Raw genomic sequence first — 15,814 nt, forward strand, 5'->3', positions numbered from 1 at the left:
GCCAGCGGTTCATCGACAGTCGGCAACACCCGGAGCCCTGAAGCGCCCGCCTCCAGACTCCGGCATTTCCCACAGCCTGAGTTCGGCCTGTGACGGCGAGGTGCCAGGCCTGACGAATACGGCCGAATAACAGGGTTTGAGATCTTCAGGGCGCAACTTGCGTAACGCTTGTTCGGGCGTCATTGCTTTCGCAGCGGCCAGTTCCAGGAACGCCTCCTCATCGACCAGCCGTTGAAAGGCTCCCGTATTCACCACCGTCACGCTGTGGGTCGTGCTGAGCGGCACCTTCCACCTGGATTCCCAGCGATGGGTATGCCCATAGACAAACAGATCGAATGGACCTATAGCCTCTTCGCGAGCCCTCAGGTGACTCTGGAAAATGGCTGTCTTGGGGACCAGTGCCCCCACCACCAGCGCGGACAGAACCGGGTTGCACGGATTGCTGTGGGTATACACAACGGCATTGCGGCATAACATTTCCAGGTCTTCGGACGGCAAGCTCTTGACTATCTCATTGAGCTCGCTGCGCAATTGCGCGCCTGCCGGGTTGGTGTCTTTGAGCAGCTCCTTGAATGAATCACCGTCAGGGAGCGAAAAGCTGAAAAGCAGGTATCCAGCTTTCACCGCAGCCCCTCTGTCAAACGTCGGGTCTTGCGCCCCATTGGTCGATAACGCGCTGTATTTTTGCCCCGGCGTCGTTTCGAAAATGTTGAACGCAATGAATCTGGCCAGATCATTGAGGGTTCCACCCAACCCCCGCTCGCTCATTCGATAGCGTGCTCCGGCGGTTTCCGGGTTCAGGTTGTCGATGATGGGATAGTTCATTTCCTGCTCATTGAACAACTGCTGTACGAAACGCTCTCCCCAGGGGCGAATCATCAGTTGCTTGCCATCGGGGCCGGTTGTGGTGACCTTCGGCCACTCGGCAAAAGCGTTTACATCACTGCCGATCTGATGCCCGTGTTCAGCCACGACCCGCTTGTCTTCGGAGACCCACAGGCCGCTTTCGACAAATATCACTCGCCTGCTCTGCGCCCCGAGACGCTCGACAAGCGGCGCCCGGACGGCCGGAATGAGCAAGGCGGCGTCATGGTTGCCGGGCACCAGATAGAGTCGATTGGTCCCGCGCACGGAGAAGTCCTTCAATGCCTGAAGATCGGCATCATGGGCCTTGATGATCCGTGTGGTCAGGTCGACCAGTTCCGGTACCGAACAGCCCGCGCCCGCGCCGGATCCTTCGCAGTGAATGTCATCCGGCAACTGCCACAGCTCCAGGAAGTCGCCGACGATAATCAGATCGACAGTGTCATTGCCCTCTTTGGAAACAGCGCTCAGAAATCCTTTGAGTGCCTGCGGCCATCTGAAATCCTCATAGGGATGCCAGCTCCCGTCGGCCGTTCGCCCGAGCCCGAGATGAAGATCACTGATAAATACACTCAGACGCTCTTGCGCATACCCATTGCACACGACCAACAGACTTGAAAATGCCAATAAAGCCGCACAGAGGCGACGCTTCATTGCAGACCTCCGGTTTGCTGATTGGAGGCTGTGGGGGCCGCACACATGCGTAATTCAGGATCACCTATGATCTGGAATTCCAGGGCCATATCCGCATAGCCCGAGCCTTTGCCATAGGTATCGATGGTTTTCTGCAAGGCCTGATTGAAGATATCGATGACCCGGGCAGAGGTACCGCTGGCCCGCAGCTGCTGAGCCACCGCAACGAAACTGACCGACAGCCGGGTACCGAAATCGCTGTCTACCGGGAACGGTGACGCCACCACGGCGCCTACGCCTCGACGCACCAGCATGTTGACGAACGTCTGGCTGGCCGCCGAGACACCCAGGGTGGAACACGCCGCCAGGACTGCCACGCTACCCGGCGTGAAATGCCTTCGCATATCCGAGTCCAGCACCCGGCCAGGAAGCTCTGACGCAGAAAAAGTGACGTCGCCCTTGCCGTGATGTGCGAGAAGCACCAACGCACTGCTGGCCGCGGAAGGCGTATCCGCCTGGGTCATGAACTTGAGCAAATCGGTGTTGTTCTGGTACCAGTTGACGTCACGCCCTTGCATCCGCCAGTCATCCTTCATCAACAACTCGGCGGACTCGGCATTCACACCATCCAACGCCCTGGGAATGGCAAAGTCCCAACCGCTGAAACACGCACCGGGTTCGAGCGTCTGAGCATCCTGTAACGGCTGGACGACGGTAATTCGCCGGGAGAATAGTTGGTCAGGCGCATCGGCGCCCAACAAGGCCAGCGGCAAATTTTGCATCTCCCCCCACGGGTCGAAATAACGCACCAATACCACCGGCGCTTCGACTCGTTTGGTCAGGCGCTGCATGGCCGCCCTTGCCGCATCGGCATTTCGCTGATCTCCCGGGGTACGGCCGTTGAACAGCATATTGTTCATCTGCCTGACGACCTCGGTATACGGTTGGGGGGTCTTCAAATGCTGGCGGGTGCTCGCGATGGAGGCTGGAAGCATGGAGTCCTGCTCCAGAAAGTGCGTCAGATTGCCGGCAAGCTCCCACGCATAAACCGGCGGCGCCTTTCCTTGATCCTTGGCCGTTTTAAACTCCGAGCGATCCACGAACACCGCAACCGTCGTTGGGTCCCCCTCGCCCTTGGGGATCGAGTCGAATAGATGTAAGGCCGCGTCTGTGGGCGACGTTTGCCGCGCACTTTTCCCCACCTCCAGCAGCCTCTCCAACCCGGACACCAGTTCGCCGCCTCTCAGGCTGGTGTCGCACGCCGGCGGGTTCTGCTGACCGACGTCGCTCACCGGCAGGCTGACCACGATGTAGTCCAGAGGCCGCAGCCCCGCAGCGTCCCAAATCGAGAGGACTACCTGCGCACAACCCGCCTGACGGGCGATAAGCGGCCACACCATGGGCGCATCGACACTCAACGCCTTGGCCAGGTCGCTCAAGGTAATGAGGTGTTGGCGCGCTTTTTCCCGCAGAGGCTCGTCAGTGGGTCTGGCCGGCAGGCGATCCCGGTGGACATTGAATCTGCGTGCCCGAAAATCCGAACCCGGTGCCGGCTCGAGTATGCCGCCCATCAGTACTGGTCGAACCAGCAAGTGGATCTCGTCGCTGTCCGGGTCCGCAGCAATTTCTTCCTGCAGCAGGCCGCTGATCCCGCTACTCAATGCCCCGGGATAGATCCCCCGGCCAAGATCCAGCACAAAATCATAGGGTTTGCCTGCGACCAACACATTCTTGAGCTGCCTGGGCGAGGATTGAAACCAGGCATTCCAATTGATGGAAAAAGTAGGACTGGCCTTGCTCAAGTTCATTGTGTAGCTCGGAGTGATTCTCGCCTCGCTCACCAGCGATGGACCAATCATCTCGATAGCCGATGCCTGGCGGTTGGCCAATGCCACCTGCCATTGAGCGCGCACCCCCTCATCGACGCCCATCCAGGTGATGGTCGGGGAGGACTGCACCGCATCGATTGCCTCACTCTCCCGAGCGACAATGTTCGAGGTGACGTATTCCTCGGCGTAGTTCATGACCTGAGTGATGCGCTCACGTGCTGGATCAGGCAATGCTGAAAAACGCGAAGCTTTGTAGATGGCAATCAACCCGCTGTAGCGGTGATCGCTTTGCGTCACGAATGCGGCTTTGATTTTCGTCACGCGATCCCAGGGGACTTCTGCCGCATCAACCGCCCCGGTGGCCAAGGCCGACGCCATGTCCGTATCAGACATCTTGATCGACTTGGCGCCCACGCCTGAAAAATCCATCGCCTGCCAATCATCGCTGGAAACCGCGAGCTTTGTGTCCTTGAAGTCCCAAGGTGAACGCCGGGGGAGCTGGCTGGCGATCACCCGTGTTCCCCCGTACCAGACCCCACCCAACGCCTGCAATCCCTGGGCGTTAAGTTGCTCGGCCAGTTGCGGCTGCAACTGTGACTTCATGAAAAATGAATACGGTTTGATCTCTGAGAAGGTAAATGGCAGGCCGTAGATGCCGAACGGAGGGACAAATTTGCTCAGGGCTGAAACGGGGACGACCGCTAAATCTGTCTCCCCTTCCATGACACTTTTGATCGCGCTATCGGCAGACGCCACATCGAGGTTTCTAACGGTTGCGATGCCTTCCAGGCCTTTCTGGATAGCGCCCGCGGCCTGGTCAAATGTCGCGTTATGGGGAATCGCGATGTCGATCAGCACGGGCCGATCTTGAGCGGGCACACCCTGCGAGGCAATGCACAGCAGCAGCACTGGGAGCAACCTGTGCCAACCCGACCAGGAAGCTGCGTCCTTACACTCGCAAACCTCCCTTTTGCCCATCTCATCACCTCAGGCTCGGCAACGCTTATCGGCTTGCGCAGATGAGGACGACTGGCTCTCTTATGCACCTTATGAATAAAGCACCGCGCGAGCGTTATGGCAAAGTCCCGTGATGAACGGGGGCTACACCTAATGAAGCCACCCTAATGAAGCTACCCCGCCAGCGTCAAACCATTGGCCGGCAACGGCAACGCGGTCTTGTACCTGACCTGCTTGAGCGCAAAGCTTGAACGGATATTGGCGACTCCCGGAACCTTGGTCAGGAAGTCCATCATGAAACGCTCCAGCGATTGGATGGTCGGCACCAGTACGCGGATCAGGTAATCCGGGTCGCCGGCCATCAGGTAGCACTCCATCACTTCCGGTCGGTCGGAAATCGCTTCTTCGAAGTGCTGCAGGGCTTCTTCGACTTGTTTCTCGAGGCTGACGTGGATGAACACGTTGACGTGCAGCCCGAGCAGCTCAGCGTCGAGCAGCGTGACCTGCTCGCGAATCAGCCCCAACTCTTCCATTGCCTTGACCCGGTTAAAGCAGGGTGTCGGTGACAAGTTGACCGAACGTGCGAGGTCGGCGTTGGTGATGCGGGCGTTCTCCTGAAGGCTGTTGAGAATCCCGATATCGGTACGGTCCAGCTTGCGCATGAGACAAAACCACCTGTTTATTGTGTTTATGCAGATTTTTTATCCTCAAATGGCTTAAAGCGCAACGAAACAGAGATAAATATTCTTCTTGGCGAGGCCTATGATTGTTGTAGGACAAGATTTCTTTTACCCAAAGAAAGATCGTCAGCTAGCGCGCCCACTACAAGAAATTCACAAGATCGAGCGTAGAAGCCATGAACCAACCGTACGAACCGCTGCGCCTGCACGTTCCCGAACCTTCGGGCCGTCCCGGCTGCAAAACCGACTTCTCCTACCTGCGTCTGACCGATGCCGGTACGGTGCGCAAACCCCCAATCGACGTTGAACCCGCCGACACGGCCGACCTGGCCAAGGGCCTGATTCGCGTGCTCGACGACCAGGGCAATGCCCTCGGTCCGTGGGCCGAAGGCGTGCCGGTCGAGATCCTGCGTAAAGGCATGCGCGCCATGCTCAAAACGCGGATTTTCGACAACCGCATGGTCGTCGCCCAGCGTCAGAAGAAAATGTCGTTCTACATGCAGAGCCTTGGCGAAGAAGCCATCGGCAGCGCTCAGGCCCTGGCCTTGAACATCGACGACATGTGCTTCCCGACCTACCGCCAGCAAAGCATCCTGATGGCTCGCGAAGTGCCGCTGGTGGACCTGATCTGCCAACTGCTGTCCAACGAGCGCGATCCGCTCAAGGGCCGCCAGCTGCCGATCATGTACTCGGTTAAAGACGCCGGCTTCTTCACCATTTCCGGCAACCTCGCCACCCAATTCGTACAAGGCGTGGGCTGGGGCATGGCGTCGGCGATCAAGGGTGACACCAAGATCGCCTCGGCCTGGATCGGCGACGGCGCCACTGCTGAATCCGACTTCCACACCGCCCTCACCTTCGCCCACGTTTACCGTGCGCCGGTGATCCTCAACGTGGTCAACAACCAGTGGGCAATTTCCACGTTCCAGGCGATTGCCGGTGGTGAAGCCACTACCTTCGCCGGTCGTGGCGTCGGTTGCGGCATCGCCTCCCTGCGGGTCGATGGCAACGATTTCGTCGCGGTCTACGCCGCCTCTGCCTGGGCCGCCGAACGCGCCCGCCGCAACCTCGGCCCGACCATGATCGAATGGGTCACCTACCGCGCCGGCCCGCATTCGACTTCCGATGATCCTTCCAAATACCGTCCTGCCGACGACTGGAGCTACTTCCCGTTGGGCGACCCGATTGCGCGCCTCAAGCAGCACCTGGTGAAAATCGGTCAGTGGTCTGAAGAAGAACACACCACTGTCAGCGCCGAACTCGAAGCCGAAGTCATTGCCGCGCAGAAAGAAGCCGAGCAGTACGGCACTCTCGCCGGTGGCCAGATTCCGAGCGCCGCGACGATGTTCGAAGACGTCTATAAAGAGATGCCGGAGCACTTGAAGCGCCAGCGTCAAGAGTTGGGGATCTGATATGAACGATCACAACAACACTATCCAGTTGGAAACCGCCATGACCACAACCACCATGACCATGATCCAGGCCCTGCGCTCGGCCATGGATGTGATGCTTGAGCGTGACGACAACGTCGTGGTCTTCGGCCAGGACGTAGGCTACTTCGGCGGCGTATTCCGCTGCACCGAAGGCTTGCAGAGCAAGTACGGTACCTCGCGAGTGTTCGACGCGCCGATCTCCGAAAGCGGCATCGTCGGCGTCGCCGTGGGCATGGGTGCCTACGGTCTGCGGCCGGTGGCCGAGATCCAGTTCGCCGATTACGTCTACCCGGCGTCGGACCAGATCATTTCCGAAGCCGCACGCCTGCGCTATCGCTCGGCCGGCGAGTTCACCGCGCCGATGACCCTGCGCATGCCTTGCGGTGGCGGCATCTACGGCGGCCAGACCCACAGCCAGAGCATCGAGGCGATGTTCACCCAAGTCTGCGGCCTGCGCACGGTGATGCCATCCAACCCCTATGACGCCAAAGGCCTGCTGATCGCCTCCATCGAAAACGATGACCCGGTGATCTTCCTTGAGCCAAAACGTCTGTACAACGGCCCGTTCGACGGCCACCACGACCGCCCGGTAACCCCTTGGTCGAAACACCCGGCCGCGCAAGTGCCGGACGGTTACTACACCGTGCCGCTGGACGTGGCGGCCATCGCCCGTCCGGGCAAGGATGTCACCATCCTCACCTACGGCACCACGGTCTATGTGTCGCAAGTCGCCGCCGAAGAAACCGGTGTCGATGCTGAAGTGATCGACCTGCGCAGCCTGTGGCCACTGGACCTGGAAACCATCGTCAAGTCGGTGAAGAAAACCGGACGTTGCGTGATCGTTCACGAAGCGACCCGCACCTGTGGTTTCGGCGCCGAACTGGTCGCCCTGGTGCAAGAGCACTGCTTCCACTACCTGGAAGCGCCGATCGAGCGCGTCACCGGTTGGGACACTCCCTACCCGCACGCGCAAGAGTGGGCGTATTTCCCTGGTCCGTCCCGTGTGGGCGCGGCTTTGAAACGGGTTATGGAGGTCTGAATGGGCACGCACGTTATTAAAATGCCGGACATTGGCGAAGGCATTGCAGAAGTTGAATTGTCGGTGTGGCACGTCAAGGTCGGCGACATGGTCGTCGAAGATCAGGTGTTGGCCGATGTGATGACCGACAAAGCGATGGTCGACATCCCTTCGCCGGTGAATGGCAAGGTCATCGCCTTGGGCGGTGTGCCGGGCGAAGTCATGGCGGTCGGCAGCATACTGATCAGCATTGAAGTCGAAGGCGCGGGCAACGTTAAAGAGTCGGCTCAGCCTGCGGCAGTGAAAGAAACACCTGCTCCGGTTGCAGCACCCAAGGTTGAAGCGGTGGTTGAGAGCAAACCGGTTGCAGCCCCGCGCCCAGCCGTGTGCCAGGGCCCGATGGTCGCTCGCGAGGCCGATGAGCGGCCGCTGGCCTCCCCGGCCGTGCGCAAACATGCGCTTGATCTCGGCATCCAATTGCGTCTGGTCCGTGGCACCGGCCCTGCCGGTCGTGTGCTGCACGAAGACCTCGACGCTTATCTAGCTCAGGGTCAGGCTCAGGGTCAACAGCCGCAATCGACCGCTGCCGTCGCTTACGCCGAGCGTAACGACGAAGAGCAGATCCCGGTGATCGGCATGCGCCGCAAGATTGCCCAGCGCATGCAGGACGCTACCCGGCGCGCCGCGCATTTCAGCTATGTCGAAGAAATCGACGTCACCGCCGTCGAAGAACTGCGCGCGCACTTGAATGAAAAACACGGCGCGACTCGCGGCAAGCTGACGTTGTTGCCGTTCCTGGTACGCGCCATGGTCGTCGCCCTGCGGGATTTCCCGCAGATCAACGCCCGTTACGACGACGAAGCCCAGGTCATCACCCGCCTCGGCGCGGTGCATGTGGGTGTCGCGACCCAAAGCGATATCGGCTTGATGGTGCCAGTGGTGCGTCACGCCGAAGCCCGCAGCCTGTGGGACAGCGCCGCAGAAATCTCCCGCTTGGCAACCGCTGCACGCAACGGCAAAGCCAGCCGCGATGAACTGTCCGGCTCGACCATTACCCTGACCAGCCTCGGTGCCCTTGGCGGCATCGTCAGCACCCCGGTGCTGAACCTGCCGGAAGTGGCGATCGTCGGCGTCAACAAGATCGTCGAACGGCCGATGGTGATCAAAGGCCAGATCGTGGTGCGCAAGATGATGAACCTCTCCAGTTCCTTCGACCATCGCGTGGTCGATGGCATGGACGCGGCGCAATTCATCCAGGCTATTCGCGGCCTGCTCGAACAACCCGCCACGCTGTTTGTTGAATAGGCATTTGTGGAGCAACGCATGCAACAGACTCTGAACACCACGCTGCTGATCATCGGTGGCGGCCCTGGCGGTTATGTAGCGGCGATTCGTGCCGGACAACTGGGCATTCCGACCATTCTGGTGGAAGGCCAGGCGCTGGGCGGCACGTGCCTGAACATCGGCTGCATTCCGTCCAAAGCACTGATCCACGTCGCTGAACAGTTCCATCAGACCCAACACCACAGCCAAGGCTCGGCGCTGGGGATCAAGGTTTCGGCGCCAACCCTGGACATCGGCAAAAGCGTCGAGTGGAAGGACGGTATCGTCGATCGCCTGACTACTGGCGTCGCCGCGCTTTTGAAGAAGCACAAAGTCCAGGTCATTCAAGGCTGGGCTAAAGTGATCGACGGCAAAACCGTTGAAGTCGAAAGCGCCAACACCCGCATCCAGTGCGAACACCTGCTGCTGGCCACCGGCTCGAAAAGCGTCAACCTGCCGATGCTGCCAATTGGCGGTCCGATTATCTCGTCCACCGAAGCGCTCGCCCCAACCTCAGTCCCGAAACGGCTGATCGTGGTCGGTGGCGGCTATATCGGCCTGGAACTGGGGATTGCCTATCGCAAGCTTGGCGCTGAAGTCAGCGTGGTCGAGGCGCAGGATCGCATCCTGCCGGCCTACGATCAGGAACTGACCCAACCGGTCGCTGAAGCACTGAAACAGCTGGGCGTGAAGCTGCACCTCAAGCACAGCGTCGAAGGCTTCGATGCGCAGACCAATACCCTGCAAGTGCGCGATCCGGACGGCGAAATCCTTAATCTGGAAACCGATCAGGTGCTGGTCGCCGTCGGTCGGCGCGCCAACACCCAAGGCTGGAACCTCGAAGCCCTGAACCTGGACATGAACGGTTCGGCGATCAAGATCGACAACCGTTGCCAGACCAGCATGCGTAACGTCTGGGCCATCGGCGACCTGAGCGGCGAACCGATGCTTGCGCACCGCGCCATGGCCCAAGGGGAAATGGTTGCGGAACTGATCTCGGGCAAACACCGCGAGTTCAACCCTACCGCCATTGCCGCCGTGTGCTTTACCGACCCGGAACTGGTGGTGGTCGGCAAGACCCCGGATGAGGCCAAAGCTGCAGGTCTGGATTGTATTACCGCCAACTTCCCGTTTGCCGCCAACGGCCGGGCGATGACCCTGGAGTCGAAAAGCGGCTTCGTGCGGGTTGTGGCACGCCGCGACAATCATCTGATTGTCGGTTGGCAAGCCGTCGGGGTCGGTGTTTCGGAACTGTCCACCGCGTTCGGCCAATCCCTGGAAATGGGCGCACGACTGGAAGACATCGCCGGCACCATCCACGCCCACCCGACACTGGGTGAAGCGGTACAGGAAGCGGCGTTGCGGGCCCTGGGGCACGCGCTGCACCTGTAACCGCCCCACCGTGATCGTTCCCACGCTCTGCGTGGGAATGCAGCCCGGGACGCTCCGCGTCCCTAAAGCGGACGCGGAGCGTCCGTTGAGGTATTCCCACGCGGAGCGTGGGAACGATCAAAGGACCGCATTCCGGGCTGCGATTTAGCCCAAGAATGAAGTATTGTTGTCCCCATCCAGAAAAACGTCAGAAGCCTTGAACCGCTCAGGCGATTGTTAAGTGATAGAGGGTGTCATGGGTAACGAAAGCATCAATTGGGACAAGTTGGGTTTTGACTACATCAAGACAGACAAGCGCTATCTGTCTCACTGGCGCGATGGCGCCTGGGACAAAGGCACCCTGACTGAAGACAACGTGCTGCACATCAGTGAAGGCTCCACTGCCCTTCACTATGGCCAGCAATGCTTCGAAGGCATGAAGGCCTATCGTTGCAAGGACGGCTCGATCAACCTGTTCCGTCCGGACCAGAACGCCTTGCGCATGCAGCGCAGTTGCGCCCGTCTGCTGATGCCGCAAGTGGAAACCGAAGACTTCATCGAAGCCTGCAAGGCCGTGGTCCGCGCCAACGAACGCTTCATCCCGCCTTATGGCACCGGCGGCGCGCTGTACCTGCGTCCGTTCGTGATCGGCGTGGGTGACAACGTCGGTGTGCGCACCGCCCCCGAATTCATCTTCTCGATCTTCTGCATCCCGGTCGGCGCCTACTTCAAGGGCGGCCTGACCCCACACAACTTCCTGATCTCCAGCTACGACCGCGCCGCACCACAAGGCACCGGCGCAGCCAAGGTCGGTGGCAACTACGCCGCCAGCCTGATGCCCGGCTCCCAGGCCAAGAAGGCGCACTTCGCCGACTGCATCTACCTGGACCCAATGACCCACACGAAAATCGAAGAAGTGGGCTCGGCCAACTTCTTTGGTATCACCCACGACAATGTGTTTGTCACGCCGAAGTCCCCTTCGGTGCTACCGGGCATCACCCGTCTGTCGTTGATCGAGCTGGCAAAATCGCGCCTGGGCCTGGAAGTGGTCGAAGGTGACGTGTTCATCGACAAGCTGTCCGACTTCAAGGAAGCCGGCGCCTGCGGTACTGCCGCGGTGATCACCCCAATCGGTGGCATCAGCTACAACGACAAACTGCACGTGTTCCACAGCGAAACCGAAGTCGGCCCGGTTACCCAGAAGCTCTACAAAGAGCTGACCGGTGTGCAGACTGGCGACATCGAGGCGCCAGAGGGCTGGATCGTCAAGGTCTGATCCAGCGTTTGCGGTACTAAAAAGCCCACCCATCGCTAACGCGGTGGGTGGGCTTTTGATTTTCAGCGCCAGTAAAAGTGCCAAGATCGCAGCCTGCGGCAGCTCCTACAAAGAGCGGTGTAAACCAGGAGCTGCCGAAGGTTCGGGCCGCGTTCGAACGATCTTTTGATCTTCAAATCACCTTGCAATCAATCGCCCCACCTGACCGGCATCTACTTCGAGCCGGGCAAACAGCCATTCCAGAAAGACCTGAGTCTGCGCCGTCACGTCCGGCGAGACTCCGTAGTAATAACGCGGCAACGGAATACGCAAGTCAGGCAACGGACAGATCAGCCGGCCGCTCGACACGTCGCTGCCCAGCAAGGAGGCCGGACACAGGGCAATGCCTTGTCCCTCCACCGCAGCCTGAAGCACCGGCTGCATGTGATCGAATTGCAGTGTCGCCTGAGTTTCTGACTGCGTTTCGCCAAACTGCAGGGCCCAGTTGTGCCAGTCCTCGCGACGGGTCTTGGCGGTCAGCAGAGTATGTCGGCTCAGGGCGTTCAAGTCGTCGAGCGGTATTCGCTGGATCAGCGATGGCGCCGCGACCAGCAGCAGTTCGTCCTCAAACAGTACCTGCGCGTGAATGTCGGGCGCCCAGCCGTCGCGGCCACGTCGAATAACAATGTCGAACCCGTCTCGTGTGTGATCGGGCGCCAGAGTGGAAGTGACCACCTCAGGTTTGATGTCCGGGTGCAGCACCGTGAAATCCGCCAGTCTGGGAGTCAGCCAGCGCTGGGCAAAGGTCGGGCGAACGTTGATCTTCACTGTGCGCAGCGAGGCGTGTTGCTTGAGTGCCGCGGCGGCGTTGGCAATCTGTGACAGTCCGGCGCTGACCTGCTCATAGAAGCTCTGCCCCTCAGGGGTCAGAACTGATTGTCGAATACGCCGCTCGAAAAGCAGTACGCCGAGGTGCTCCTCAAGCAGTTTTACATGGCGACTGACGGCGCTGTGGCTGACGTGCAGCTCTTCTGCGGCACGGCTGAAGCTCTGATGGCGAGCGGCGCAAGCAAACGCACGGACAGCGTTCAAGGGCGGTAGGTTATTAATCATGTGTCTAATTTAGTCACATCTGAGGCGCAATTAAAGCGTTTGTCAGCCCCGTCTCTTCGCGCCAATCTGCACGCCACGCATCGGCTGACAACGTTCGCCTTGCGCTCAGCCATTAACTTTTGGAGTGGAACATGGCCAGCTATGGGTTGTTTTTATTGTTCGCCGCCTTGACCGTGCTGAGTCCCGGTCCGGGCGTTGTGTTAACCCTTTCTAATTCGCTGCGCCATGGCTGGACCGGAGCATTGCCAGGCATCGCAGGCATTGCGCTGGGCGCCTTTGTCGTTGCAGGTCTTTGTGCCAGCAGCCTGGGATTGATTCTGGCCACCTCGCAGAGCGCTTTTACGGCATTGAAGTATTTTGGTGCGCTGTATCTTTTATACCTGGGTTTTAAAATGTGGCGCGCTGAAAGCTTCATCCCCGAACTCAATGGGACGGCTTCCAGGCCTTGGCGCCGCTTCGTCGAAGCGCTGTCCATACAACTCCTGAATCCAAAAGCCGGGTTCTTTTTCCTGGCGGTGTTCCCGCAGTTCATCAAACCTTCCGGGAATTATTACAGCCAGTTCTTTGCACTGGTCTGCTCCTACGCTTTGCTGGTGATCCTGATTCATAGCACCTATGCACTTGCGGCCAATAGCGCACGGGGTTGGCTCTCAACGAAAAAAGGTTCCTGGCTGGCAGGAAAGCTATCAGGCATTACCTTCTTTTGTTTTGGGGTGTTCATGGCCTCGGCCACGAAATAGCGAAAACCGGGAACGCTGTAACCAAGGCGTCTGACGGGTAGCTGAGCCTCTTTTGCCTCGCTTGCCCTACAGATACCCACATCAAATTCCGCGTGGTTGGAAATCCCCTATGAAACCTCATCACTCTGGAATCGCAGCAATTACCTCTGCAAGCAACGGCTCAATCGAAGTTTCTCCGTTTACCCTAAGGGAGCGTAGCTTTAGCTCCTTGAGCCACTGCTCATGCCGTGGTCGACTGCGGCCAGCTTGAACGCCAGTTTCATAACTTTCAGCCCATGCGAGGAACGCCTGGTGGTTCGCATGCATGTCCCCTCCTGGAAGGATACGTTCACCATAACGCTGTGATTCGCGCGACTTCAGACGCGCAATTCGAAGCAGGGTCGGAGTATCAATGAACACGACCAAATCAGCGCGTTGAATCACTTCGTCTCCCCAGCCATCTAATGAGCCGGAAAGTACCCATTGGCCATCAGCCAGGTTACTGTTGAGTAGGTTGACTCTCTCTGTAGGAGGTCGTGATCGCTCGAATGGCGGTTCTGTTGGGTACCAATAGTAATCATCGACATCAAAGTGAGGCACTTGAAGCTTTGCTGCCAATGCTGCCCCCAGAGTGCTCACTCCGGCTCCAGATGCTCCGCTTATGTAAATTCGCTTGCTCACTTCATGGGTCTCCTCGAGGCCTGTCGCCTGTGCAATTACCAGGGTTCGAGGCGTAGCGATGATCAATCGTCTCGCGTCAGTACTTCCAGCAATTCGATCTCGAAGGTCAGGTCTGAATTGGGCGTGATCGCGCCCATCGATCGTTCGCCGTAGGCCAGGTGCGCCGGTACCCAGAGCTTGCGCTTGCCGCCGACTTTCATGCCCATTAATCCCTGCTCCCAGCCCTTGATAACGCGGCCGGTGCCAATCACGCACTGGAACGGTTTACCACGCTCATACGAAGAGTCGAATTGAGTGCCGTCCTCAAGAAAACCGCGGTACTGGGTGGTGATCAAAGCGCCTTTGACCGCCTCTTTGCCGTCGCCCAGTTGAATGTCTGTCACCTGCAATTCGCTGCTCATCACTCACTCTCATTGGTTCAGTAGCCCTGGATGGCTCCAGAGGCAGGGTTTTCCCAGAATTCTCGTGACTTGGCAACCTTCTTCAGCGCTGCAACGGGTCGGTCTCGGGTGGTAAAAGCCTGCTGTAATCAAAGGGTCTGGATTAAGATAGCCAACGGCCATTTACCCGCAAGGTTTCGATACCCCATGTCACCCACATCCTCATGACCTCTGTCTGGCTCAGCCTCTGTGCTGTTCTACTGATCCTGGCGGCCGTCGTCGTGCTGTTTCGTCGTGAGCGAAGTATCCAAAACCAGTTGACCCACTATCGGGAATTGGTCGAATGCCTGCCAGACGGGGTGATTCTGGTCGACGCCGATGGGCTCATCCAGCAGCAGAACATCGCCGCAGCGCAACTACTGGATTCGGCCGACTCAATACTGGTGGGCTCGGCGCTTTCCAGGTGGCTGCCGCAGTTGAGTGAAACCCGGATCGAACGTCAACGCACCCTCGCCGTCAGCGCCAATGGCCAACAGCGGGCAGTCGAGATCACTCGCTTGCCCGCATCTGGCAGCACGAATTCGATCGTCCTCATCCGTCGCACCAAGGAGCACGGCAACGCACCCGACGATGTCGAACGCTTCAAGCGCAGCCAGTATTTCGCCCGCATCGGCACCTGGGATTGGGATGTCGATACCGAGCAGCTGTATTGGTCGGAGGCCATCTTCGGCATGTTCGGCTACAAGGTCGGCGAAGTGACGCCCTCCTATGAGCTGTTCTGTAGCTGCGTGCACCCGGATGACCGGGCTCAGGTGCGTGCCGGTGAATTGCGTTGCCTCGCAACCGGTGAAAACCATGACGAGGAATACCGGGTCATCTGGCCGGACGGCAGCATCCATTGGCTTCGGGAAACCGGCAATGTGGTGAAAAGCACAGACGATTCGACGGTAAAAATGATGGGGGTGGTCCGTGACATCACCGAGGAAAAAGCCTCGGCCAACCATCTCCAGCAACTGGCCCATTTCGATCTCTTGACCGGTCTGCCCAATCGCCTGGCGCTCGAAGACCGACTGTCCAAGGCCCTGGAACAGGCACGGCTGAGCGAAACGCGGGTGGTGCTTGTGTTTGTCGATCTCAACAGTTTCAAAGAGATCAACGACCATTTCGGCCATGCCGCCGGCGACCGGGTGCTGGTCACCACGGCCACCCGCCTGAAAAAAATCCTGCGTTCGTCCGACACCGTCGCCCGAATCGGCGGCGACGAATTCGTGGTCATTCTGGAAGGTCTGCCCCAGGGCAAGAGCCTGCAAGACGAAGCCCACAACATTTGCGAAAAAATCTTCGTCGAGCTATCGCCCCCCATCACCATCGGCAATGACCAGCGGCACATTGGCACCAGCCTGGGTGTCGCGGTGTTCCCGGATCACGCACCGAGCATGGACACACTCATCCACATCGCCGACCTGGCGATGTACGAAGCCAAGCGCAGCGGGAACAACCAGTATCGGTTGGGCAAGGAGTCTTCGTGGCGGGCTCAGGCTGAATAGCTGATTGTTCC

13 protein-coding genes are annotated in these 15,814 nt (G+C 59.1%); 7 read left to right on the plus strand and 6 right to left on the minus strand.

What is annotated here, in order from left to right; genetic code table 11:
• Positions 1–9 precede the first annotated feature (9 nt).
• The 3 genes from ACN1C3_RS08200 to bkdR form a co-directional block, all read right to left on the minus strand.
• Positions 10–1,518, minus strand: coding sequence for a hypothetical protein (locus ACN1C3_RS08200; RefSeq protein ID WP_419115309.1), 1,509 nt, complete (start codon positions 1,516–1,518; stop codon positions 10–12).
• Positions 1,515–4,184, minus strand: a complete 2,670-nt coding sequence (locus ACN1C3_RS08205) for a TRAP transporter substrate-binding protein (RefSeq protein WP_419115310.1) — start codon at positions 4,182–4,184, stop codon at positions 1,515–1,517. Before ACN1C3_RS08205 ends, ACN1C3_RS08200 begins: the two co-directional genes overlap by 4 nt.
• Before the next feature lie 272 nt (positions 4,185–4,456).
• Positions 4,457–4,945, minus strand: a complete 489-nt coding sequence (gene bkdR / locus ACN1C3_RS08210; protein WP_419115311.1) for a Bkd operon transcriptional regulator BkdR — start codon at positions 4,943–4,945, stop codon at positions 4,457–4,459.
• 194 nt (positions 4,946–5,139) lie between these two features.
• On the opposite strand from bkdR, the gene ACN1C3_RS08215 reads away from it, so the two are divergent.
• The 5 genes from ACN1C3_RS08215 (at position 5,140) to ACN1C3_RS08235 (ending at position 11,384) form a co-directional block, all read left to right on the plus strand.
• Positions 5,140–6,375: a 3-methyl-2-oxobutanoate dehydrogenase (2-methylpropanoyl-transferring) subunit alpha gene (locus ACN1C3_RS08215; protein ID WP_419115312.1), complete on the plus strand. Its 1,236-nt coding sequence runs from the start codon at positions 5,140–5,142 to the stop codon at positions 6,373–6,375.
• Position 6,376: 1 nt separating this feature from the next.
• A complete protein-coding gene (locus ACN1C3_RS08220; protein WP_419115313.1) occupies positions 6,377–7,435 on the plus strand; it encodes an alpha-ketoacid dehydrogenase subunit beta in 1,059 nt (352 codons plus the stop codon).
• Positions 7,436–8,719: a dihydrolipoamide acetyltransferase family protein gene (locus ACN1C3_RS08225; RefSeq protein WP_419115314.1), complete on the plus strand. Its 1,284-nt coding sequence runs from the start codon at positions 7,436–7,438 to the stop codon at positions 8,717–8,719.
• A gap of 18 nt (positions 8,720–8,737) precedes the next feature.
• Complete coding sequence (lpdA, locus tag ACN1C3_RS08230) at positions 8,738–10,129, plus strand: dihydrolipoyl dehydrogenase (RefSeq protein ID WP_419115315.1); 1,392 nt, start codon at positions 8,738–8,740, stop codon at positions 10,127–10,129.
• 235 nt (positions 10,130–10,364) lie between these two features.
• On the plus strand, positions 10,365–11,384 hold the full coding sequence (locus tag ACN1C3_RS08235; RefSeq protein ID WP_419115316.1) for a branched-chain amino acid aminotransferase: 1,020 nt from the start codon (positions 10,365–10,367) through the stop codon (positions 11,382–11,384).
• Between the two features lie 177 nt (positions 11,385–11,561).
• Here ACN1C3_RS08235 and ACN1C3_RS08240 read toward each other — a convergent pair whose 3' ends face one another.
• A complete protein-coding gene (locus ACN1C3_RS08240; RefSeq protein WP_419115317.1) occupies positions 11,562–12,476 on the minus strand; it encodes a LysR substrate-binding domain-containing protein in 915 nt (304 codons plus the stop codon).
• A gap of 131 nt (positions 12,477–12,607) precedes the next feature.
• Between ACN1C3_RS08240 and ACN1C3_RS08245 the strand changes: the two genes are divergently transcribed.
• Entirely contained in the window at positions 12,608–13,216 is a 609-nt protein-coding gene (locus ACN1C3_RS08245; RefSeq protein ID WP_419115318.1) for a LysE family translocator, read from the plus strand.
• 120 nt (positions 13,217–13,336) lie between these two features.
• Here the strand turns inward: ACN1C3_RS08245 and ACN1C3_RS08250 are convergent, their stop codons facing one another.
• Positions 13,337–13,876 (minus strand): adenylate kinase, encoded by a 540-nt coding sequence (locus ACN1C3_RS08250; protein WP_419115319.1) that lies wholly within the window; start codon positions 13,874–13,876, stop codon positions 13,337–13,339.
• A gap of 62 nt (positions 13,877–13,938) precedes the next feature.
• Positions 13,939–14,277 (minus strand): FKBP-type peptidyl-prolyl cis-trans isomerase, encoded by a 339-nt coding sequence (locus ACN1C3_RS08255; protein WP_419115320.1) that lies wholly within the window; start codon positions 14,275–14,277, stop codon positions 13,939–13,941.
• A gap of 203 nt (positions 14,278–14,480) precedes the next feature.
• On the opposite strand from ACN1C3_RS08255, the gene ACN1C3_RS08260 reads away from it, so the two are divergent.
• A complete protein-coding gene (locus ACN1C3_RS08260; protein WP_419115321.1) occupies positions 14,481–15,803 on the plus strand; it encodes a diguanylate cyclase domain-containing protein in 1,323 nt (440 codons plus the stop codon).
• The last annotated feature ends 11 nt before the right edge of the window (positions 15,804–15,814 follow it).

The sequence above is a fragment of the Pseudomonas sp. H11T01 genome (genome assembly GCF_048515765.1).
Classification (GTDB): domain Bacteria; phylum Pseudomonadota; class Gammaproteobacteria; order Pseudomonadales; family Pseudomonadaceae; genus Aquipseudomonas.